This is a genomic window from Crocosphaera watsonii WH 8501 (assembly GCF_000167195.1).
GTDB lineage: Bacteria > Cyanobacteriota > Cyanobacteriia > Cyanobacteriales > Microcystaceae > Crocosphaera > Crocosphaera watsonii.
The window spans coordinates 1-20599 of sequence record NZ_AADV02000028.1 but is presented as its reverse complement, the minus strand read 5'-3'; the positions used below and the strand labels follow the sequence as shown (position 1 = coordinate 20599).

Below are 20599 nucleotides of genomic sequence, written 5' to 3'. Positions count from 1 at the left end.
CAGGCGTTAACCCCTAGTTTAGAAAATTTATATTAACAAAATATTGAGCAATGATAACAAAACAGGGATTTAAGGGAATAATATAAATAGTATGACCTCAAGAAAATAGTCCCTTAAATCATCAATGAATAGCACATTACCACAACAACAGTTAGGAAAAATGATAGGAACCATAGCTATTATTGCCCTCAGCTTAACCGGGGTAATTTGGCTACAAAAATCTCTAATTTCTCCTGAAAAAAAAGCCTTAACCCCAAAGGAATATGAGAAACAACAACAACTAGAACAAATACAGTTAAACGTTTACAAAAGTTTACCGAGTTTAGGATATGGTAACTTACTAGCAGATTGGTTTTACTTAAAGTTTGTTCAATATTTTGGCGATGGGGAAGCACGTCAATACACTGGATATCCCCTAAGTCCCGATTATTTTCAATTAGTGGTGGACAACGATCCCCGTTTTGTTGATGCTAATCTGAAAACCTCTTGCAAAAATATTTTATGCTATAATTAAAGGCTATTTTTTTGCCAATTTAACTTGTTCAGATGTACAAAATATCTGATAATTTTTGAATAATTGAGATAAAAGCGATCGCTTCTACACAAAATCATTAAAAATAGGCTGCTTAAAACAGTTAAGCTAATGATAAAAAGCTCAAACCACTAGAGATTAAATAGATTTTTTTTACAAATTAATTAGCCAAATCGTAGTTATGAAGTCCAGCTATTAAGTTGGCTCTTAATCCGAATCTCTTACCACGATTTCGATAAGGATAAGAAAGGATTTTAAAGATTTTTAAGCTACGATTTATATGTTCGACTGTGATTCTTAATCGATTTAGTTGCCGATTATATTTTTTCTCCTCTTGGCTTAACTTCTTCCCTTTCTTTTTCTTGATGGGGGTTTCACTTAATTGATGAATTTTTCCTATTCCTTGATAGCCTTCATCAGCAAGAACTTTTATTGATGTCCCAAATTTGACCCCACTGTTTTTAAATAGTTTAAAATCATGAGTTTTTCCTTTTCCGTTGACTAGGCATACAATTTGACCAGTTTTCTGTTGAATGACTATTTGTGTTTTTAAAGTATGTTCTCTTTGTTTTCCACTATAAAACTGTTTTTGTCGTTTTTTCGGCCTTTCAATTTGACTTTCCATGACATCCATTACTACCATTTCCTCTTGATAATTCGTTTTCCATAATTCTTTCTTTCCAGGTAGTCGAAATTGACGAGATTTTATTAATATATTTTCGATTTTATGGACAATGCGACAAACGTTAGATTCGGACATTTTCCACGTTAGACTAATATGGTAATAAGTCCTATATTCTCTTAAATACTCAAGCATTATGAGAATGTGGTCTTCAACTATTAATTTTGGTTTACGTCCGGGTTTCTTTTTTCTTTTTAGATAAGCTTTGACAGTGCGAACCATCACTCTGAAAGTTTTTTTTTACTCCTGTCAAACGCTTGAATTCGGTCTCTTTTAACTTTTTAACTTGCCAATATTTCATTATCAAATCAATTTTATTAGCTGAATAGTTATCTTTAATAATTATACAACGATTCTTGTTTTAAAACTTAATTGATTTTTGGGGTTCAGGCGATCGCCACTATGAGAGTGCGATCGCTTTACCAATGGTGGCTATGCAAAAAATGAATAATCTTTTATTATACCACGAAAAACTTTTGCAAGAGGTCTTGAGAATAGCGGTATCCACTTCTCTTTTCGCAGGTTTACCTCATAAAAGTGTCGAATTCTTAGAAGAAAGTTTAAAGCATACACCACCTAAGGTAACATCTCCTGTATATCCTCCTTATTATTTATGGATTTATAAAGGTGTAGATGAATTACTTTTTTTAGGGGATGTAGAAGCAGCAAAAAACTCAAATACCATGGCTGCTAACTGGGCTGATACTTATCCTGAAAATGATCGATTTAATAGTAAAGCTGTAGCTCAAAGAAGACGACAAACGGTTAAATTTTTAGAAGAAAATCCCGACAGTCGCGCTGCCCAAATTGGAGCTTGGTCCCAGATTTTAAGTAATGCTAATAGCCAAGAAATGATTGAGCAAGTATTAGCACAAATTCAAGCTCTAGGAGGTGAGGTTTACTTTGATTCTGATGGAAATCTTAGGGTTCGTGTTCCTGAATGGATCGATTAAATATAGGTTATTAACTAGGTAGAGATAATGGACTCATTATCTCTACTAAATCGGTAAATTACGTACTCGAAAAGCATCATCACTAACTGAAATAATTGCCCCTGTTAACAACTCATTTTCACATTGACTGATAACTTTCTCTAATTGAGGATTGATTTTGTCATAATTCTCGTTACCCAATCTAAAGATAATTACACTGGGTAATGTCTCTCTACTCCATGCCAATAAATTTGTAAAATCTAAGTTCATTGTTAAAATAATTCTTTCCTCATTTTTGGCTTTAACTAAGATAGCTTCATCACTAAGTTTTTGTAAACCTTCTTCCCTTAAATGAACAATATTATACCCTTGGTTTCGTAGCCATTCTATCGTTTTTTGAGAGATTCCCATATCTGCTAAAAACTTCATTTTACTGACTCTAGTTTCTGATTTTGTTCAATGGGGATAATTCTTTCATCAGCCAACCAAGCAGCATATAATAAACATTGTTTAATATCTTCTAATTCTAAATCAGGATATTCGTCTAAAATTTCTTCATTGGGTTTCCCATTAGCAATTAAATTAAGAATCAAAGACACAGGAATTCGCATTCCTCTAATACAGGCTTTACCCATCATAATTTTAGGTTCAAAAGTGATTCTGTCTAGTTGTTTTACCATTGATGTAGTCTCCTTTGTCTCTGAATAATTAGTGTTTCAATAATATTAGAAGATAATCTATAACATGATTCTCGAGAATCTTCTTATCTTCTTCTGCAATTATTTCTCCTTCTGGAAATCTACTCAAAATATCCTTGACGATTTGTTTACTTAACTCTCTGATATAGTCACAAAGTTGCTTTTTACGAATAAAATCAAATAGTTTATTTACTTTTTCTAAATATCTAGTGCAGCTTAGCAAAAATAATCCACCAGTCACTTATGATCTTTAAAGCCCTTAAATTTCCAAACGAACGGCTTAGCAAAATGTTGATTAAAGTAATCAATAAAATTGAGAATTTTTTGGGATAGTTCTTCAGTTGAACGGACAGTAATTCTTTTGAGTAAACGCCGGACTAAGATCGAAAACCAACACTCAATTTGATTAAGCCACGATGTATGTTTGGGAATATAAACAAAGCGAATTCGATGAGATTCATCTGATAAAAAATCTGCTCTGCTCTCCATAGATTGCAAAATCCCCTCCTTTCCTTTTCTCCCCAAATCAATAGTAATTTCACAGCTTTCTGCTACTAATTTGACTAAGCTTTCCGATTTATGAGTGTTGAGTTGATCTACAATAAAAATCCATTCTGCTTTTTCATCAATCTTAATCGTTCTCTGGATATGTTCAGAAAAATCTTGTTCTGTTCTTGTCGGTCCAATAGAGGGACTAACAACTTTTCCTCTTGCCACATCCCAGTTCGCAATCAAGCTTAAAGTTCCGTGTCTTTCATATTCAAATTCGATTTTTTCTACTTGTTTAGGCTTGATTCTTTTGTTCGGAAATAATCTCTCAAGAGCTTGAATCCCTGTCATTTCATCTGTACTAATTAAATGAATTCCTTGTTCTAACAAAGTTTTAGCTTCTTGATGAAGTTCACAGATATATTTGACTTGCTTTTTAAATTTTAAGGGATCATCAATTTTGGCATTTAACCAGTAACGAACGAGATGTGGTTGTAATGTCGCTTCTTTTTAAAAAACGCCCCACACTACGGGGGGAAATCTTTTCGACAATTCCTCTTTTTATGGCTTCATCCGCCAACTCTGAAGGTGTCCAATGGCTCACTGGTCTGTCTGATTTTTCACATTCTTCACAAGCGATCTCTACAATCTGGACTACTTGTTCGACCGTAAAGGATTTTGTTGTTCCAGGTCTTGGGCGATCGCTTAAAATTCCTTTGATCAAGACCATTAATGCTTTCTCCGTTACCTGTTGTTCTTCGGCGGCACTCAGTTTTTCTCTCTCCTCAAACCATCGCGATCGCCACTGACGCACTTGTACTCGGTCTAATTCTAATCTTCGACTAATCGAACTATTGCTCTCTCCTGATGCTGCGGCTAAGATTAGCTTGGCTCGTCTAACAAGGCGATAGGGGTTTGTTGTCCCTCTCACTATTTGTTGGAGTACTGTTTTCTGTAGGTTGGAGAGGTTAATTGGCAATGCTTTTATCATGGACATCAACTTCGAGATTCTTCCGTTAGTTTCATTGAAACACATTGTCGTGGCTAGTCACGAAAGTTTCTGTAAAAATCTGGTGGATTACTTTCGCCAAGCTGCAGTAGGTAGTTCACATTTTTTAGCTGTCCGCCGCGAGAAGCCCCACACCCAATTTGACCCGAAAAAAAGCGAGTGCGTAATTCTGGGGAAACCCCAGAATTACGCACTCAAGACAGATCAACTCAAATGGGTGTGGGACGGGGCTTTTGAAGTGCGGAAGCGTCTTCCGCACACAGCAGGGAAATATTTTATTTTCTTTATTTTCTGGGTCAGGAATCTATCTTAAAATTGAGAAAGAAGACTAGCATTACACCTAGCTTGTTAACATCAAGATTCCTATTGCCTGCTTTTGGGGAGGAAAACTTGCCAGTTCTGCTTGTCTAAATATGGCAGTCAGTAATAATGTGTGAGAAATAATAATATATCAGGACATAATATTATTATGTCCCTACAAACAGACCCTTGTAGGGGTTTAACACTTCGACGACCCTCAGTATTAAACCCAGAAAGCTGATTTTCTCATAACTGAAACCTGATTGCTATATGTTGTTGTTTTTTGTTCAATTTAGGGAAAAAAGTATGTCCTTCTCAAAAGATTTGGCGATCTCAAGTTGGTTTAAATTTTTCGATTTTATTGGCAACAGAAAGAAATTAATCTCTTTGATTTCTGTCACAGCTTTGTTAATTGCTATTAGTCCTCTATCTTGTTTTGCTGAAACGGAAAAACCAGAAAAAGAGGTAGCAGACACCACTGATATCTGGCTCAATACGGTGACTTCTGGTTCTGAGGAAGTAGTAGATGAGGTAGTAGCTTTATATGGTAAGGATGGAATCTTGTGGGGTACCGTATCCGAGCAAGTAAGGGATAACCCCGCAGAAATACGCGATTATTTTGAATATTTTGCTAAGCTTCCCGAATTGAGTGTTAGTTCATATAAAGGTTGCGTAAGAACGTACAATGAAAATCTTGCTATTAACATTGGTTATTATACTTTCACCTTTCGTAAAGATGGTGAAACCATAGAAGTACCAGCGCGCTATAGTTTTGTCTATCAGAAAAACGGTAATAATCAATGGGAGATTATCGAACATCATTCATCTGCTTTGCCTCAAGCTCCTGAAGCATTGCATCAAGTTGATGCAGAGCAAGACACTTGTGAAAATGGGTTATTGGTACAAAGATAATTACCCAAAATATTGCTAATTATTGGGGAGGAATATGAACAGGGAAAAAAAGGTAACTCCTACTTGATTAAGATTCTCCTTTTTCTAACATTCCCCCAATATGACGGACTGATAACCTAGAATATTGAATAGTTTGGGGACGGTTTTCGAGTTTTAATTCCATCCCTTTGAGAATAGCATTATTGGTGCGATCGCTTTTTTCGCTCCGTATCGGGCATCATAATAGTGTAAAAATAGCAAGCAATACTTGTACTGAGCCTGTCAAAGTATGCTTGCACTACATGATAAAGAATTGAATAATATCTCACAAATAACAATGATCGAGTATAATTAAACAGTAATATGATAAAGAATCTGTATCCTGAAAACTGATTGAAAAAATTACCCTCAATCTTAGCTAGACCGTCCTTGTCACTTTAGAGTGAGAAGGGTATTCTTCATGGCAGTTAATTCGCTTAGGGAAAGGCTTTCGCTGTCTGACCCCCTAAAATTGGAAACTGTACATTAACAGGAGGCACCGCCAACCATTGAAGATTCAGATATAGGAAAACAAAAGTACATGGTAACTCAGAACACAACAACAAAAGACATTGGTTTCACCCACGAAGACTTCGCGGCCCTGCTCGACAAGTACGATTATCATTTTAGTCCTGGGGATATTGTTCCGGGGACAGTTTTCAGTATGGAACCGAGAGGCGCATTAATTGACATTGGCGCAAAAACCGCTGCTTATATTCCCATCCAAGAAATGTCCATTAACCGAGTGGACGATCCCGATGAAGTTCTCCAGGCCAACGAAACCAGAGAATTTTTCATCCTCACCGATGAAAACGAAGATGGGCAGTTAACCCTATCCATTCGTCGTATTGAGTATATGCGAGCTTGGGAACGGGTGCGTCAACTACAGGCAGAAGATGCCACCGTGCGGTCAGACGTCTTTGCAACCAACCGAGGCGGTGCCTTGGTAAGAATAGAAGGGTTACGGGGCTTTATTCCTGGATCTCATATTAGTACCCGTGAAGCTAAAGAAGATTTAGTTGGGGAACAGTTGCCCTTAAAATTTTTAGAAGTAGATGAAGAGCGCAACCGCCTAGTTCTCAGCCATCGTCGTGCGCTGGTAGAACGGAAGATGAACGGTTTAGAAGTGGGTCAAGTGGTCATTGGTTCTGTTAGAGGAATCAAACCCTACGGGGCGTTTATCGATATTGGTGGAGTCAGTGGACTACTACACATTTCTGAGATATCCCACGACCATATTGATACCCCTCACAGCGTCTTCGGGGTCAACGATGAACTGAAAGTGATGATCATCGATCTCGATGCAGAAAGAGGACGTATTTCTCTATCCACCAAACAACTAGAACCGGAGGCCGGTGATATGTTGAAAAATCGGGATTTAGTCTTCGAGAAAGCCGAAGAAATGGCTGAGAAATACCGTCAAAAACTTCTAGCTGAAGCACAAGGCAAAGAAGCACCAACTGAGGAAGTTTTAGAGGATGTTCCCTCAGCTTCTGAGACAGAAGAACCTCAAGAAGAGTTAGCAGCTACGGCTACTGCTGATACTGATGATACTGTTGCAACTGCCACAGAAGAATAGATAATTTTATCTTTAGACCGCAAGGAAACTACAACTTAAGCACTATTGGGTTGTAAGGGAATTGCGGTCTTATTAATTGATAATTAATAATTAATAATTAATTATTAAAAATAATGTCTGAAACAATTAAAAAAGAGTTAGAAACGAAAATTGAACTACAACATCTAATTAAAATTTATGGAAACCAACCTCATGTTGCACTTAAGTTGTTTCGGGAAGGTAAAACCAGAGATGATATTTTAAAATTAACCAATCAAGTTGTCAGTATTGCTGATATTTCCCTCAAGATTAATAAAGGGGAATTATTTGTGATTATGGGGTTATCAGGTTCGGGAAAATCCACCTTAGTGCGTTGTATTAACTGTTTGATTAAACCTACCAGTGGACATATTTATATTGATGGAGAAGATATTGCTCACGTCAATGAGACAAGAATGCGAGAGCTTCGTTTAAGCAAAATCTCAATGGTGTTTCAACAATTTGGGCTATTTCCTCATAAAAGTGTCAGGGAAAATGTAGAATATGGTTTGAAAGTACGGGGAATCAAACCCGTTTTACGCCGTGAGAAAGCCCAGGCAACCTTAACCCTGGTGGGTTTAGAACAATGGGGTGATTATTTGCCTTCCTCTTTGAGTGGTGGAATGAAGCAAAGAGTGGGTTTAGCCAGAGCTTTAGCCACAGATGCAGAAATTTTACTGATGGATGAACCCTTTAGCGCACTTGATCCCCTAATTCGGCGAGAAATGCAAGATGAATTACTGCGTCTGCAAAAAGAACTGCACAAAACCATTCTTTTTATTAGTCATGATATACACGAAGCCTTTAAAATCGGCGCTCGCATTGCCGTCATGAAAGACGGAAAAGTAGTTCAGTTAGGGACACCCAAAGAAATTATTAGCCAACCGGCCAATGATTATATTAGGGCTTTTCTGCAAGATATATATGACTCAAAAGCCATTTTAGGATAAATTATTATCCAAACCCCGTCGTTAACGATGGTAACTTATTAAAAAATTGAGGGTTGAAACATTGCTAAAATTGAAAAGAACAATCCCCTTATTCGTTTTATTAACAAGTAGTTTAATCGCTTGTCAAACAACGCCCCCATCAGAAGACAATACAAGTCAATCAACCCAGAAAGTTACTGTGCGCACTGCTCATAGTAGCTGGATCGAAGAACATTTTCAAACAGAAATTGTCAAGATAGGTTTAGAAAAACTGGGTTATGAAGTGGAAACCCCGAAAGAAATTGAGTATCCCGCCCTTTATATTTCTTTAGCCAATGGAGACTTAGACTACAGCATTGTTTACTATTATCCTGGACACAAGGAATTCTTTGAAAATGCCGGTGGAGAAGACAAGTTAGAAGCCGTTGGGACTATCACCGCGGATGGTACACAAGGATATCAGATCGATCGCAAAACTGCAGAGCAACATAACATTACTAACCTTGAACAACTGAAAGATCCCAAAATTGCTCAACTATTTGACTCCGATGGTGATGGAAAAGCTAATTTAGTCGGGTGTAACCCTGGTTGGGCTTGTGAATCAATTATAGAACATCATCTAGATGCTTATGAACTTAGAGATACTGTAGAACACGATCAAGGGCAATATACTGCCTTATTAGCCAATAGTGTAACCCGTTACAAAGAAGGCGAATCGGTGTTTTTCTATGCCTATAATCCTCATTGGATCGGGGCTACATTAAAACCAGAAGAAGATGTGGTTTGGTTAGAAGTTGCATTTACCGATTTACCCACGAAAATAGCCGAGAATATGGAAAAAGATACTTTAGTTGAGGGAAAAAATTTAGGGTTCCCCAAAACTGAACAACGTATTGCCACTAACAAGCAATTCTTAGCAGAGAATCCCATAGCCAAGAGTTGGTTTGAATTAGTTCAAATTCCAGCCAAAGATATTAATGAGGAAAGTCTCCGTATTAAAGAAGGGGAAAATAAAGCAGAAGATATTCGCCGTCATGCTGAAGAATGGGTTGAAAAAAATCAAGACTTATTCAATAGTTGGCTCGAAAAAGCTCGTAATCAATAAACAGGCTAAAATATAATTGATTGAGTCTCATCTCTTAACTAAGCTCTCATGGATGAACTATTATTTACTTATCTTCTAGCAACTGAAAAACCAGAAGGGATAAATGTTCTACTAAATCCCTTCCAACTTTATACCATTCCCCTTGATGATTGGATTAGCCAAAGTATCGAATTTATTGTTAAGAATTTTCGTCCCTTTTTCCAGACCATTAGCCTACCTATTGGTTGGGGATTGAAGAGAATAGAATGGGGCTTTAGTGCCATTCCTCCCCTCATTTTTATCATAATTATTGGTATCCTCGCTTGGAAATTAGCAGGGAAAAAAATCGCCATTTATAGCATTATTTCCCTAACCTTAATTGGTTTTGTGGGTGCCTGGGAACAAGCAATGGTATCTTTGGCTTTAGTTGTAACAGCGGTGTTATTTTGCCTGATGGTGGGCATTCCTGTGGGGGTTATCAGTGCCAAAAATGATCCCCTAGAAAGAGTCATTCGTCCACTATTGGATGTGATGCAAACCCTACCATCATTTGTTTATCTGGTTCCTGTGGTGATGCTGTTTGGTATTGGGGAAGTTCCTGGGGTCATTGCCACAATTATTTTTGCTATTCCTCCTCTCATTCGGCTGACTAATTTAGGTATTAGACAGGTTTCCCCAGAAGTAACTGAAGCGGCGATCGCTTTTGGTTCAACCCCTTGGCAAGTTTTATGGGAGGCACAAATTCCCTTAGCTATGCCTACAATTTTAGCAGGGGTCAATCAAGCTATTCTCATGGCCTTATCTATGTCCGTTGTAACCTCTATGATTGCCGTTCCAGGGTTAGGACAAATGGTGTTACAGGGTGTGGGTCGTTTAGATGTGGGTTTAGCTGCTGTAGGAGGTTTAGGCATTGTTCTCTTGGCTATTATGCTCGATCGCATGACCCAAGCTATCAGTCAGTGACAATTAACAATTAACAATTAACAATTAATTATCACTCCCAACACTTCCCACCCTATCTGTTAATTTTTTTTTGATGAGGCGATCGCTATGAAACCAAAAAACTGGGATATATTCCTTAAAGAAGTTGCCAATGAACAAAATTTAAAAGGGAGACTAAGAGGAATTTTTTTAGTACGTTTTGCTTATGAAAATTGGCGTATACCGGATACAAAAGTATGGGAACTAGCAGAAGCTGCAAGTCATGAAACCTATAAGAAACAAATGACTGACTTGTATAGTTGTTTCTCTAGTGACAAACCCAATGGTTGTCCTGAATTACTTCCTGGCCACAAAGGCCCTGGAAAGTTTCAAATCTTACGAGAGTGGTTAAAAGATATTAAATATCCGGAATGGAAACCAGAAAGTCCGATCATTATTGTTGAAAATCCTTCCCCTGATGGTGATTATATTCCCCGTCCCCCCATTGAAAAAGATTGTTATCAAACTATTCTTAAACCTGGGGCTTTAATACGCATTAAGTCCCCAGAAAAAACAGGTAAAACATCTCTTTTAAATCTAATTTTGGACTATGCAGAAAATAATGATTGTCGCAAAGTTTACCTCAATCTGCGCTCTGCTGAATCGGCCATGTTTAGCAGTTTAGATAAATTTTTACGCTGGTTTTGTGCCAATATCAGTAGAGAATTGGGCTTAAAACCTCAACTAGATGATTACTGGGATGAGGAATTATTTGGTAGTTTAGTTAGTTGTAAAACCTATTTTCAAAGTTATGTCTTAGAAAATATTGATCGCCCTTTGGTTTTGGGTTTAGATAACCTAGACCGCATTTTTGAATATGCGGATATTGCTAAAGATTTCTTACCCATGTTACGCTACTGGCACGAGGAAGCTAATAACTTAGAAATTTGGCAAAACTTGCGTTTAGTTATTGCTAATTCTACGGAAGTTTATATAAAATTAGATGCTAATCAATCTCCTTTTAATGTCGGAAAACAAGTTAAATTACCAGGATTTAATTTAGAACAAGTTTTAAATTTAGCCAAAGTTTATAAATTAGATTGGGAAGAAAATCCAGAACAAGAACAGTTTAGTAATGATTTAATTGAGATGGTAGGAGGACATCCTTATTTAGTTGATTTAGCTTTAAAAGCTTTAGCTGCTCAAAAAATTTCCCAAGAGAAACTATTAGTAGAAGCTCCGACTCAAGGGGGGATTTATAGTAGTCATTTACGCCGTCATTGGGATAATTTACAATCCTCTCCTGAATTAGCAGAAGGAATAAAAGAAGTAGTTAAAAGTGATAGTGGGGTACAATTAGAACCCTCTGTTGCTTATAAATTAGAAAGTATGGGACTGATTAATTTACTAGGAGATGAAGCTAAACCCAGTTGCCAATTATATCATCGTTATTTTGCTGATAATCTTTTAAAATAACAAGCGGTATTTGCAAAATTTATAGGAGGTTTATTGTGGTACAAATTACTTCAACTATTACAGATCAAGAATTAATGAAACTCAGTTCTCAAAACCCAGAATTGAGATTTGAACGCAACGCAGATGGAACTTTAGTTACTATGGCACCCACAGGAAAAATATCAGGAAACAGAGAAGCTAGAGCGATCACTTATGTATCTATCTGGGTACAAGAAAATGACTTAGGAGAGGTATTTAGTTCTAGTACAGGGTTTAAATTACCTAATAGTGCAGTTCGTTCTCCTGATGTTGCTTTTATAGCAAAAGATCGCTTACCTTTAGGGTGGGATGAAGGAGAAGACGAATTTTTTAATTTAGCACCAGATTTTGTTATAGAAATTAGGTCTAAAACCGATAGTTTAGATGTGTTAAAAAATAAGATGGAAGAGTATCGAGAAAATGGGGTTAAGTTAGGTTGGTTAATTGATCGTCATAACCGTCAAGCTTTAGTTTATCGTCAAGATGCTTCCATAACAACTTATCCCCCTGATGCAATTTTAAATGGGGAAAATGTTATTCCTGGGTTTACATTAGCATTAAATATTTTACTGTAAATTTAATAATGAGATAATTATAAAAGCTTCTTAAGCGAATTGTAAATAATGACTGGTATTAATCGTGATTTGACCCTAGATGAAAGACATATTTCTAAACATATTCCTAACACACCTGAAATGCTGCGATTATTAAATAAAGAGGGATTTGTTCATGTATTTAAAGATGAAGCAACCATGAAAAGAGTTGCACAAGCTATCATTAATCAGGGAGAATTTACAGGAGTGATTCGTGGACATGAAAGATATGGTCTCTATTTTACTGAACCCATCGGTTATAGACTAAGTATTGATGGAAATCAAATTCCTTTGTATTATGGTGAAATAAAAGTAACGAAAAACAAATATCATGTTATCCCCCGAACTCGACCTAGTTAATAATTGGATCTTAACTGAAATTTGGATTGATTCTACAGCGATCCCTCCTTATATTCTCGTTTTATTAGGAGATGAGCAAGATAATTTTGCTATTTATGATCCTAAAGAAAATTATCAGCTTATTTATGCTTGTTCTAGTTATGAGGAAGCAAAACTGTGGTTTTTAGAAGATGAATATGAGAGGGTTGAGGGAAGAATTTTAATTGAAAAATTTGCCTGAATTTTGTAATGTGTGTAAATGTTTAACTATATTTATAAAGTAAAAAAAGGTAACAAGGCTGTTATGCGATCCCCTTAGCATAATAAGGGGTAAAAAGTCAAGTATTTTTCAAAAATATAACAAAAATTTCCTATTTAGGGTTTGCTGAATAAAAGCAAAACCCTATTCTTTAAAAGGTTACACCCATATTCGCGATCGCAAAAAAGATCAGCTTTGTCGGCTACAAACCGCTATAATTGGTAGAAACACCTCCCAGTTGTTGGTCAAGAACAAATGTATCGAAAAGAGGAGCAACCTTTACCGCCCCCAGAAAAATTTGAATTACCTTTCGAGGGCAAATTGTCCCCCAATAATCGTTGGGTAATCATGGCAGAGTTGATACCTTGGGATGATTTTGAGGAAGAATATGCTAAACTTTTTTCAGCAGAAAAAGGTGCGCCAGCCAAACTATTTAGAATGGCATTAGGGACATTAATTATTAAGGAAAAATTAGGAACAAGTGATAGAGAAACTATAGAGCAGATTAGAGAAAATCCCTATCTACAATACTTTATAGGTTTAAATTGTTATCAACAAGAGCCACCACTGGAATCTTCAATGCTAGTTCATTTTAGGAAAAGAATTGATGGAGAATTGATAAACAAAATCAATAAAAAAATAGTAAAAAGAGAAATAGACAAGAGTTATAAAGAAGTAAAAAAAAAGGATTGTCTCCAAGAAAAAGGAGAAAAAATAAAAAATAAAGGTAAACTAATTTTAGATGCGACTTGTGCGCCAGCAGACATCAAATACCCAACGGATTTAGGCATATTAAATCAAGCCAGAATTGAGACAGAAAGAATAATAGATAATCTTTATAAACCATTAAGAGTAAAATTGAGAAAAAAGCCGAGAACTTCTAGAAAAATTGCTAGAAAGGAATACTTAAAAGTAGCTAAAAAACGAAAAGTATCTTATCAAGAAAGAAGAAAAGCTATCGGGAAACAGTTAAAATACCTTAAGAAAAATTTAGGAAATATAGAAGACTTAATTCAAGCTGGGGCTTCCCTGGAAAATCTGAGTAAAAGACAGAAAAATTGTCTAGAGACTATCAAAAAAGTTTATGAACAACAACAGTCAATGTGGGAGAATAAGACCCAGAGTGTTCCTCAAAGAATTGTAAGTTTAACTCAACCGCATATTCGTCCAATAGTGAGGGGAAAAGCAGGAAAACCAATAGAGTTTGGAGCTAAACTCTCAGTAAGCTGTGTAGATAACTATGTGTTTCTAGAAAAAATAAGTTGGGAAAACTTCAATGAATCTTGTCATTTTAAAGGACAAGTAGAAAAGTATAAAGAAACGTTTGGCTATTATCCCGAATCCGTCCATGTAGATAAAATTTATCGAACTAGGGAAAACAGAAATTGGTGTAAGGAAAGAGGGATAAGAATCAGTGGTCCGAAGTTAGGAAGACCTCCGAAAAATGTCAGTGAAGAAGAAAAGAAACAAGCCCAATCCGATGAATGCTTCCGTAATGCTATTGAGGGAAAGTTTGGACAAGCTAAACGAAGATTTAGCCTAAATCTCGTGATGACAAAACTCCCTGAAACCTCCATTACATCTATTGCTATTACATTTTTAGTTGTCAATCTTTCTAAACTTCTGAGGCAGTTTTTGTCGCTTTTTTTGTCCTTATTTACTAATAATAGAACAGGAGAACTCATCAAACCGCCTTTCATTAATTTTGATTATACTTTAAACAATTTTTATGTACTAAAACTTATTGATTTGTCAGAAAATTCTTGGTCAAAAGTGGCATAAATTTTGGAGAAACTTTTTCAGCAAACCCTAATTAGGAACCTCCTCATTAGCAATGTATCCCACAGAAGCAGGAATCATGGGAGGAGCCGAGGATAGAACATCATTTAGTCCTTCTTGTTCAATTTGAGGAAGCTGATTAGAAACTAAAATAGAGCCATTAGGAACGGCATTATCATCCTGATAAAGAACACGAAATTTGCTTTCTGGAACCGTAGCGCGATAAAGATTGTATTCTTGAAGAGACATGGCTGCTGCTACCACTTCCCCCTGGGCTATCCATTGTAGAGCCTGTTTTGGTGTGGGCGCTAAACGGATTTTACTGAGGGTGAGTCCATAGAGGTTCAACAGGGGAAAATAATAGCCTGTAGCCGAGCCTGGTTGTCCAAGGGCAACCGCTTGGCCATTCAAGTCAGAGAGTCCTTGAAAAGAACTCTCTTGGGCAACAACAAAGATAGAACGGTTATTGAGTCCTCCTTCTAGGGGCAAGATGGGGACATATGCCGATTTTTGACTGGCGATCGCTGCTAAACCTGGGGAAGCAAACACTAGTGCAGCTTAGCAAAAATAATCCACCAGTCACTTATGATCTTTAAAGCCCTTAAATTTCCAAACGAACGGCTTAGCAAAATGTTGATTAAAGTAATCAATAAAATTGAGAATTTTTTGGGATAGTTCTTCAGTTGAACGGACAGTAATTCTTTTGAGTAAACGCCTGACTAAGATCGAAAACCAACACTCAATTTGATTAAGCCACGATGTATGTTTGGGAATATAAACAAAGCTAATTCGATGAGATTCATCTGATAAAAAATCTGCTCTGCTGTCCATAGATTGCAAAATCCCCTCCTTTCCTTTTCTCCCCAAATCAATAGTAATTTCACAGCTTTCTGCTACTAATTTGACTAAGCTTTCCGATTTATGAGTATTGAGTTGATCTACAATAAAAATCCATTCTGCTTTTTCATCAATCTTAATCGTTCTCTGGATATGTTCAGAAAAATCTTGTTCTGTTCTTGTCGGTCCAATAGAGGGACTAACAACTTTTCCTCTTGCCACATCCCAGTTCGCAATCAAGCTTAAAGTTCCGTGTCTTTCATATTCAAATTCGATTTTTTCTACTTGTTTAGGCTTGATTCTTTTGTTCGGAAATAATCTCTCAAGAGCTTGAATCCCTGTCATTTCATCTGTACTAATTAAATGAATTCCTTGTTCTAACAAAGTTTTAGCTTCTTGATGAAGTTCACAGATATATTTGACTTGCTTTTTAAATTTTAAGGGATCATCAATTTTGGCATTTAACCAGTAACGAACGAGATGTGGTTGTAATGTCGCTTCTTTTTAAAAAACGCCCCACACTACGGGGGGAAATCTTTTCGACAATTCCTCTTTTTATGGCTTCATCCGCCAACTCTGAAGGTGTCCAATGGCTCACTGGTCTGTCTGATTTTTCACATTCTTCACAAGCGATCTCTACAATCTGGACTACTTGTTCGACCGTAAAGGATTTTGTTGTTCCAGGTCTTGGGCGATCGCTTAAAATTCCTTTGATCAAGACCATTAATGCTTTCTCCGTTACCTGTTGTTCTTCGGCGGCACTCAGTTTTTCTCTCTCCTCAAACCATCGCGATCGCCACTGACGCACTTGTACTCGGTCTAATTCTAATCTTCGACTAATCGAACTATTGCTCTCTCCTGATGCTGCGGCTAAGATTAGCTTGGCTCGTCTAACAAGGCGATAGGGGTTTGTTGTCCCTCTCACTATTTGTTGGAGTACTGTTTTCTGTAGGTTGGAGAGGTTAATTGGCAATGCTTTTATCATGGACATCAACTTCGAGATTCTTCCGTTAGTTTCATTGAAACACATTGTCGTGGCTAGTCACGAAAGTTTCTGTAAAAATCTGGTGGATTACTTTCGCCAAGCTGCACTAGTAGGTTCACCTTCTTCTCCTAATGCGAGGGTAGTAACTCTAGGATCTTCTTCTTCTCCGAATGCGTAGGTAGTGGGTTGAGGAGGTTGAGGTGGACCTTCCTCTCCTAATGCACGACTAGAAGGTTCTTCCTCTCCGAATGCTTGAGTGGTAAAGTCTGGACTTGGACCTTCTTCTCCCAATGCACGAGTTGTGGGTCCTGGATCTTCTTCTCCGAATGCTAAGGTAGTGGGTTGTGCAGGACTATCACCAGGATTCAAAAATTCTCCTGCGTGAACAGTAATGCTGTTGATCCTAGCGGATACGATTACTGCATCGGCCCCGTTACTTGGCTCAAAATCAACAGTAGCCATAATAGGCGTTAACTGAGGTAAGGAAATGCCTGATGGTCTATCTGCATCAAAGTTAAATTCCAAGATAGAATCATCAGGGTTAGGATCGGCGGAGTTATCTAAACGAGGATTTGTCCATCCTGATGTTGCTGCAAGACCCTCTGCTTGAATAGATAAGGTTAGGGGTGATTCGCTGACCTTAATCACTGTAACTCGAAGAACCTTAAAGATTTTCATGTGGCTCCTTGATTATTGTTAATTGGTTGGAAAACTTTTTCTGGAAATATCTCTCACTCTCCAAACTATACTCCATACCATGACCCACAATATGTCTATTTTTTTAACAATTTATTAACTTTTTTTTAACAATATTCTTAATCTTGAACTTAGTTTTAAGATTAATTTAAGGAGTCCTTAAAAATCAATGAAGATCGGGTTTATATATTAAGTAAAATCTATTCTTTTTTTCTCTCCTGATAAGCCTTTTCTGCACTATAACCCTTTTTGATTAAGCGCTTAATTTTCTTAAAATCTAAACCTGTTTTTAACCAAAGCTTAACTTCTTTTTCCATATCCATTTCTGGTTTTTTAAAGTCCTGAGTAAAGATAGCAGAAAAGCCTAAGTATCCCCATTTTTTAACGGTGGCAACGGTCATATTTAACCCTTTCCACATCGCAGCTTCTCCTGCTGTAATACCTATTTCATGCCAAGGAATTGCTTCTGATAAAATAAACTTATATTTATACCAATCTTCTGCTTGTTTAGGAACAACATTAAGATTAATCCAAGTTAGAATGTCTGCTAAAGGAACACTATAGCTAATCCATTTTTGAATCTCATTACTATTGAGTCCGTAGTTAACTAAATTTTCAACGGCATTGATATCAATATCTTTCGGTTTTAAACCTGATTGAAACCAAGCTATAACTTCATTGGTTGTCAAGTTTAAATCAGTGAACTTTCTAGCTATCTCAGGAGTCATTCTACCATTTAAGGGATGAAACCGAGACGTAGTTTTAAACCATTGTTGAGCCAACTGTACAGAAAAGCCATGATCTCGCCAATCTTTCGCTGCTTCTGCCTTAAACTTACCAATACTTTTCCAAACTAAAGCTTCTTCTACTTCAAAATTATAACTTTCCCAATCAGAGTCTAAACCCAAGGGCCAAAGCCAAAAAAATTTGATATCTTTATATTGAGGAAAATCAGCTAAATTAATAATAGTTTCCGGTTCATAAATGGTGCGATAAACTTCTCCAGGTTGGGGAGGCATGAAAAAGCCCAAAATTTTTCCAGTATCTATTTCCTCAACTAAAATCTCATTGCCCCAAGCTGCAATTAACAAATCATTAGAATAGGTTTTGAGTCGATATTTAATAACCATAGTATCGGGAGCATTCCATTTTTGCAAAAAAATTATCCTTGAAGTTTGAGGGGGGGGGACGGGGTGACGGGGTGACGGGGTGAATTTTCATAACTATAACCTATTATCAATAAAGAACAATTTACAACTTTGGGATGCTCCCATAATATCAGAATTGATAATCAGGAAAATTTTTATTTTGATACCCTAAATATGGGGATTTTGAAATACTTTTTTCGGTAAATTTGAATTCACCAACTTATTAGCTTCTGTAGGGGCTTAATATTATTAAGCCCTACGGACTAATGTTAAAGTATCCCTTTTCAGGTACAATATAGAATGGCAAAAATGCTTAGAATAAATTGCCATTGCTATTATTAGCAATTACATCAATAACAATTTAACAGTATATTTGGGAAGGTTACTCTATGATTCACGATATTTTCATGCCTGCATTAAGTTCTACCATGACCGAGGGAAAAATTGTCTCTTGGACTAAGTCTCCAGGGGATAAAGTCTCCAAAGGAGAAACCGTGGTGGTTGTAGAATCAGATAAAGCAGATATGGATGTAGAATCTTTCTATGACGGCTATTTAGCTACTATTTTAGTCGAAGCAGGCCAAGAAGCTCCAGTGGGAGATGCGATCGCTTTAATCGCAGAAACAGAGGCAGAAATTGCCCAAGCTCAACAAAAATCACCTTCTAGTCCTCAGAAATCTCCTGAACCGTCCCCACCTCAAAAAGAGGAATTAGCCACTGCTACAGCCCCAGTAAGCACTGCTACAGCAACAGTTACGGCTCCTCCATCAACCAACGGGAAAAGTAACAGAATTGTTGCCTCCCCTCGGGCTAAAAAGTTAGCTAAACAGTTAGGGATCGCCCTTAATACCGTTGAAGGTAGTGGACCTTACGGCAGAATTGTAGCAGAAGATATTGAAAAGGCCGCAGGAAAAACCCCCACTCCCCCTGCTATTGCTACTCAAACCCCTGTAACTACTCCTACCCCCAAAGTAGCAGTTACACCTACTCCTACCCCGGTAACCGCAGGAGAAACTGTTCCCCTGAATACGTTACAAAAGGCAGTGGTACAAAATATGATGGCTACCCTACAGGTTCCCACCTTCCATGTGGGTTACACCATCACCACCGATGAGTTGGATAAACTCTATAAGCAACTGAAACCGAAAGGGGTGACAATGACGGCGTTATTGGCCAAAGCGGTGGCAGTTACCCTGGAAAAACATCCTGTGGTAAATGCTAACTATGGTGAGCAAAGTATTCGTTATCCTCAGTCTATTAATATTGCGATCGCTGTTGCTATGCCGGATGGTGGTTTAATTACTCCTGTCTTACAAAACGCCGATAAGATTGACATTTATTCCCTGTCTCGTACCTGGAAAGATTTAGTAGACAGAGCGCGGTCTAAACAGTTACAACCAGAAGAATATAGTAGCGGTACCTTTACCCTCTCTAACTTGGGAATGTTTGGGGTAGATCGTTTTGATGCTATTTTACCCCCCGGCCAAGGATCAATTTTAGCGATCGGTGCATCCAGTCCCCAAGTGGTAGCAACTGCTGATGCTTTATTGGGAGTTAAGCGTCAAATGGCGGTTAATATTACCTGCGATCATCGGGTTATTTATGGTTCAGATGCTGCTGCTTTCTTACAAGAGTTTGCCAACTTGTTAGAAAATAATGTTCAATCTTTAACCATGTAAGTTCAATCTAAAAATATAGACATTCACGTAGGGTTCAACGGCCGTTGAACCCTACAATATAGACTTATGTAGTCCAAATCAGTTTTATTTTTGTTTTAACCCATAATTTTCAGTTCTACTTTCATCTATTTAGGGTTTGCTGAAAAAGTTTCTCCAAAATTTATGCCACTTTTGACCAAGAATTTTCTGACAAATCAATAAGTTTCAGTACACAAAAATTGTTTAAAGTATAATCAAAATTAATAAAAGGCGGTTTGATGAGTTCCCCTGTTCTATTATTAGTAAATAAGGACAAAAAAAGCGACAAAAACTGCCTCAGAAGTTTAGAAAGATTGACAACTAAAAATGTAATAGCAATAGATGTAATGGAGGTTTCAGGGAGTTTTGTCATCACGAGATTTAGGCTAAATCTTCGTTTAGCTTGTCCAAACTTTCCCTCAATAGCATTACGGAAGCATTCATCGGAGTGGGCTTGTTTCTTTTCTTCTTCACTGACATTTTTCGGAGGTCTTCCTAACTTCGGACCACTGATTCTTATCCCTCTTTCCTTACACCAATTTCTGTTTTCCCTAGTTCGATAAATTTTATCTACATGGACGGATTCGGGATAATAGCCAAACGTTTCTTTATACTTTTCTACTTGTTCTTTTAAATGACAAGATTCATTGAAGTTTTCCAAACTTATTT

Annotated in this window: 25 protein-coding genes; 14 read left to right on the top strand and 11 right to left on the bottom strand. The window is 37.1% G+C overall.

The features are described from left to right. The first annotated feature begins 124 nt into the window (after window positions 1-124). Window positions 125-514 (top strand): hypothetical protein, encoded by a 390-nt coding sequence (locus CWATDRAFT_RS15715; protein ID WP_007305941.1) that lies wholly within the window; start codon window positions 125-127, stop codon window positions 512-514. A gap of 178 nt (window positions 515-692) precedes the next feature. On the opposite strand, the gene CWATDRAFT_RS15710 is transcribed toward CWATDRAFT_RS15715, so the two are convergent. Then, a protein-coding gene (locus CWATDRAFT_RS15710) for an IS5 family transposase (RefSeq protein ID WP_085961753.1) occupies window positions 693-1515 on the bottom strand; the annotation gives its coding sequence in 2 pieces (ribosomal slippage) (window positions 693-1454 and window positions 1456-1515; 822 coding nt in all). Between the two features lie 142 nt (window positions 1516-1657). On the opposite strand from CWATDRAFT_RS15710, the gene CWATDRAFT_RS15705 reads away from it, so the two are divergent. Further along, a complete protein-coding gene (locus CWATDRAFT_RS15705) occupies window positions 1658-2167 on the top strand; it encodes a hypothetical protein (RefSeq protein WP_007305942.1) in 510 nt (169 codons plus the stop codon). Between the two features lie 45 nt (window positions 2168-2212). On the opposite strand, the gene CWATDRAFT_RS15700 is transcribed toward CWATDRAFT_RS15705, so the two are convergent. The 4 genes from CWATDRAFT_RS15700 to CWATDRAFT_RS15680 form a co-directional block, all read right to left on the bottom strand. Continuing rightward, the gene (locus CWATDRAFT_RS15700) at window positions 2213-2575 is read right to left on the bottom strand and encodes a DUF5615 family PIN-like protein (RefSeq protein ID WP_007305931.1); all 363 of its coding nucleotides are present in this window, start codon (window positions 2573-2575) and stop codon (window positions 2213-2215) included. After that, window positions 2572-2826, bottom strand: a complete 255-nt coding sequence (locus CWATDRAFT_RS15695) for a DUF433 domain-containing protein (RefSeq protein WP_007305930.1) — start codon at window positions 2824-2826, stop codon at window positions 2572-2574. The genes CWATDRAFT_RS15700 and CWATDRAFT_RS15695 overlap by 4 nt, the downstream gene beginning before the upstream one ends. A gap of 255 nt (window positions 2827-3081) precedes the next feature. Further along, window positions 3082-3723, bottom strand: a complete 642-nt coding sequence (locus tag CWATDRAFT_RS15685) for a transposase (protein WP_007305929.1) — start codon at window positions 3721-3723, stop codon at window positions 3082-3084. 64 nt (window positions 3724-3787) lie between these two features. Further along, window positions 3788-4369 (bottom strand): helix-turn-helix domain-containing protein, encoded by a 582-nt coding sequence (locus tag CWATDRAFT_RS15680; RefSeq protein WP_007303067.1) that lies wholly within the window; start codon window positions 4367-4369, stop codon window positions 3788-3790. Between the two features lie 4 nt (window positions 4370-4373). Between CWATDRAFT_RS15680 and CWATDRAFT_RS37290 the strand changes: the two genes are divergently transcribed. The 11 genes from CWATDRAFT_RS37290 (at window position 4374) to CWATDRAFT_RS15625 (ending at window position 14570) form a co-directional block, all read left to right on the top strand. Continuing rightward, window positions 4374-4655, top strand: a complete 282-nt coding sequence (locus CWATDRAFT_RS37290; RefSeq protein WP_198138989.1) for a hypothetical protein — start codon at window positions 4374-4376, stop codon at window positions 4653-4655. A 293-nt stretch (window positions 4656-4948) separates the two neighbouring features. Continuing rightward, window positions 4949-5554, top strand: coding sequence for a DUF4440 domain-containing protein (locus CWATDRAFT_RS15670; RefSeq protein WP_007305943.1), 606 nt, complete (start codon window positions 4949-4951; stop codon window positions 5552-5554). 559 nt (window positions 5555-6113) lie between these two features. Further along, window positions 6114-7151, top strand: a complete 1038-nt coding sequence (locus CWATDRAFT_RS15665; RefSeq protein WP_007305944.1) for a 30S ribosomal protein S1 — start codon at window positions 6114-6116, stop codon at window positions 7149-7151. Between the two features lie 113 nt (window positions 7152-7264). Next, window positions 7265-8119, top strand: a complete 855-nt coding sequence (locus CWATDRAFT_RS15660) for a quaternary amine ABC transporter ATP-binding protein (RefSeq protein WP_007305945.1) — start codon at window positions 7265-7267, stop codon at window positions 8117-8119. Between the two features lie 70 nt (window positions 8120-8189). Then, on the top strand, window positions 8190-9203 hold the full coding sequence (proX, locus tag CWATDRAFT_RS15655) for a glycine betaine/L-proline ABC transporter substrate-binding protein ProX (RefSeq protein WP_232287117.1): 1014 nt from the start codon (window positions 8190-8192) through the stop codon (window positions 9201-9203). 48 nt (window positions 9204-9251) lie between these two features. Further along, entirely contained in the window at window positions 9252-10145 is an 894-nt protein-coding gene (locus CWATDRAFT_RS15650) for an ABC transporter permease (RefSeq protein ID WP_007305947.1), read from the top strand. A gap of 87 nt (window positions 10146-10232) precedes the next feature. Further along, window positions 10233-11579 carry an AAA-like domain-containing protein gene (locus CWATDRAFT_RS15645; protein WP_007305948.1) on the top strand — a complete coding sequence of 449 codons (1347 nt, stop codon included), beginning with the start codon at window positions 10233-10235 and terminating at the stop codon, window positions 11577-11579. Window positions 11580-11653: 74 nt separating this feature from the next. Continuing rightward, window positions 11654-12172: a Uma2 family endonuclease gene (locus CWATDRAFT_RS15640; RefSeq protein WP_412093225.1), complete on the top strand. Its 519-nt coding sequence runs from the start codon at window positions 11654-11656 to the stop codon at window positions 12170-12172. 48 nt (window positions 12173-12220) lie between these two features. Further along, window positions 12221-12550 carry a DUF6972 family protein gene (locus tag CWATDRAFT_RS15635; protein WP_007305950.1) on the top strand — a complete coding sequence of 110 codons (330 nt, stop codon included), beginning with the start codon at window positions 12221-12223 and terminating at the stop codon, window positions 12548-12550. Continuing rightward, window positions 12522-12770 (top strand): hypothetical protein, encoded by a 249-nt coding sequence (locus CWATDRAFT_RS15630; protein ID WP_007305951.1) that lies wholly within the window; start codon window positions 12522-12524, stop codon window positions 12768-12770. The genes CWATDRAFT_RS15635 and CWATDRAFT_RS15630 overlap by 29 nt, the downstream gene beginning before the upstream one ends. Window positions 12771-13043: 273 nt before the next feature. Further along, window positions 13044-14570: an IS5-like element ISCwa2 family transposase gene (locus CWATDRAFT_RS15625; RefSeq protein ID WP_007305952.1), complete on the top strand. Its 1527-nt coding sequence runs from the start codon at window positions 13044-13046 to the stop codon at window positions 14568-14570. A 27-nt stretch (window positions 14571-14597) separates the two neighbouring features. Here the strand turns inward: CWATDRAFT_RS15625 and CWATDRAFT_RS15620 are convergent, their stop codons facing one another. The 5 genes from CWATDRAFT_RS15620 to CWATDRAFT_RS15595 all read right to left on the bottom strand — a co-directional run bounded on the left by CWATDRAFT_RS15620 (window position 14598) and on the right by CWATDRAFT_RS15595 (window position 18242). Continuing rightward, window positions 14598-15116, bottom strand: a complete 519-nt coding sequence (locus tag CWATDRAFT_RS15620; RefSeq protein WP_007305928.1) for a phosphate/phosphite/phosphonate ABC transporter substrate-binding protein — start codon at window positions 15114-15116, stop codon at window positions 14598-14600. 30 nt (window positions 15117-15146) lie between these two features. Beyond that, window positions 15147-15788 (bottom strand): transposase, encoded by a 642-nt coding sequence (locus CWATDRAFT_RS15615; RefSeq protein ID WP_007305927.1) that lies wholly within the window; start codon window positions 15786-15788, stop codon window positions 15147-15149. Between the two features lie 64 nt (window positions 15789-15852). Next, a complete protein-coding gene (locus tag CWATDRAFT_RS15610) occupies window positions 15853-16434 on the bottom strand; it encodes a helix-turn-helix domain-containing protein (RefSeq protein ID WP_007303067.1) in 582 nt (193 codons plus the stop codon). Window positions 16435-16476: 42 nt separating this feature from the next. After that, entirely contained in the window at window positions 16477-17037 is a 561-nt protein-coding gene (locus CWATDRAFT_RS31790) for a hypothetical protein (protein WP_021829656.1), read from the bottom strand. 248 nt (window positions 17038-17285) lie between these two features. After that, window positions 17286-18242: a hypothetical protein gene (locus CWATDRAFT_RS15595; RefSeq protein WP_007305925.1), complete on the bottom strand. Its 957-nt coding sequence runs from the start codon at window positions 18240-18242 to the stop codon at window positions 17286-17288. Between the two features lie 380 nt (window positions 18243-18622). Here CWATDRAFT_RS15595 and CWATDRAFT_RS15590 point away from each other — a divergent pair, with 380 nt between their 5' ends. Then, window positions 18623-19912 carry a dihydrolipoamide acetyltransferase family protein gene (locus CWATDRAFT_RS15590; protein WP_007305953.1) on the top strand — a complete coding sequence of 430 codons (1290 nt, stop codon included), beginning with the start codon at window positions 18623-18625 and terminating at the stop codon, window positions 19910-19912. 160 nt (window positions 19913-20072) lie between these two features. On the opposite strand, the gene CWATDRAFT_RS15585 is transcribed toward CWATDRAFT_RS15590, so the two are convergent. After that, window positions 20073-20599: IS5 family transposase (locus CWATDRAFT_RS15585; protein WP_007305924.1), on the bottom strand; the 527-nt coding region annotated here is incomplete at its 5' end.

Excerpts from the sequence above, each read along its gene's own strand:
- CWATDRAFT_RS15610 (WP_007303067.1), bottom strand. The coding sequence starts at position 16,434 with ATGTGTTTCAATGAAACTAACGGAAGAATCTCGAAGTTGATGTCCATG.
- CWATDRAFT_RS15590 (WP_007305953.1), top strand. The coding sequence starts at position 18,623 with ATGATTCACGATATTTTCATGCCTGCATTAAGTTCTACCATGACCGAG.
- CWATDRAFT_RS15665 (WP_007305944.1), top strand. The coding sequence starts at position 6,114 with ATGGTAACTCAGAACACAACAACAAAAGACATTGGTTTCACCCACGAA.
- CWATDRAFT_RS15670 (WP_007305943.1), top strand. The coding sequence starts at position 4,949 with ATGTCCTTCTCAAAAGATTTGGCGATCTCAAGTTGGTTTAAATTTTTC.
- CWATDRAFT_RS15680 (WP_007303067.1), bottom strand. The coding sequence starts at position 4,369 with ATGTGTTTCAATGAAACTAACGGAAGAATCTCGAAGTTGATGTCCATG.
- CWATDRAFT_RS15705 (WP_007305942.1), top strand. The coding sequence starts at position 1,658 with ATGAATAATCTTTTATTATACCACGAAAAACTTTTGCAAGAGGTCTTG.
- CWATDRAFT_RS15630 (WP_007305951.1), top strand. The coding sequence starts at position 12,522 with ATGTTATCCCCCGAACTCGACCTAGTTAATAATTGGATCTTAACTGAA.
- CWATDRAFT_RS15640 (WP_412093225.1), top strand. The coding sequence starts at position 11,654 with ATGAAACTCAGTTCTCAAAACCCAGAATTGAGATTTGAACGCAACGCA.
- CWATDRAFT_RS15715 (WP_007305941.1), top strand. The coding sequence starts at position 125 with ATGAATAGCACATTACCACAACAACAGTTAGGAAAAATGATAGGAACC.
- CWATDRAFT_RS15625 (WP_007305952.1), top strand. The coding sequence starts at position 13,044 with ATGTATCGAAAAGAGGAGCAACCTTTACCGCCCCCAGAAAAATTTGAA.
- CWATDRAFT_RS15645 (WP_007305948.1), top strand. The coding sequence starts at position 10,233 with ATGAAACCAAAAAACTGGGATATATTCCTTAAAGAAGTTGCCAATGAA.
- CWATDRAFT_RS15700 (WP_007305931.1), bottom strand. The coding sequence starts at position 2,575 with ATGAAGTTTTTAGCAGATATGGGAATCTCTCAAAAAACGATAGAATGG.
- CWATDRAFT_RS15635 (WP_007305950.1), top strand. The coding sequence starts at position 12,221 with ATGACTGGTATTAATCGTGATTTGACCCTAGATGAAAGACATATTTCT.
- CWATDRAFT_RS15660 (WP_007305945.1), top strand. The coding sequence starts at position 7,265 with ATGTCTGAAACAATTAAAAAAGAGTTAGAAACGAAAATTGAACTACAA.
- CWATDRAFT_RS15650 (WP_007305947.1), top strand. The coding sequence starts at position 9,252 with ATGGATGAACTATTATTTACTTATCTTCTAGCAACTGAAAAACCAGAA.
- CWATDRAFT_RS15695 (WP_007305930.1), bottom strand. The coding sequence starts at position 2,826 with ATGGTAAAACAACTAGACAGAATCACTTTTGAACCTAAAATTATGATG.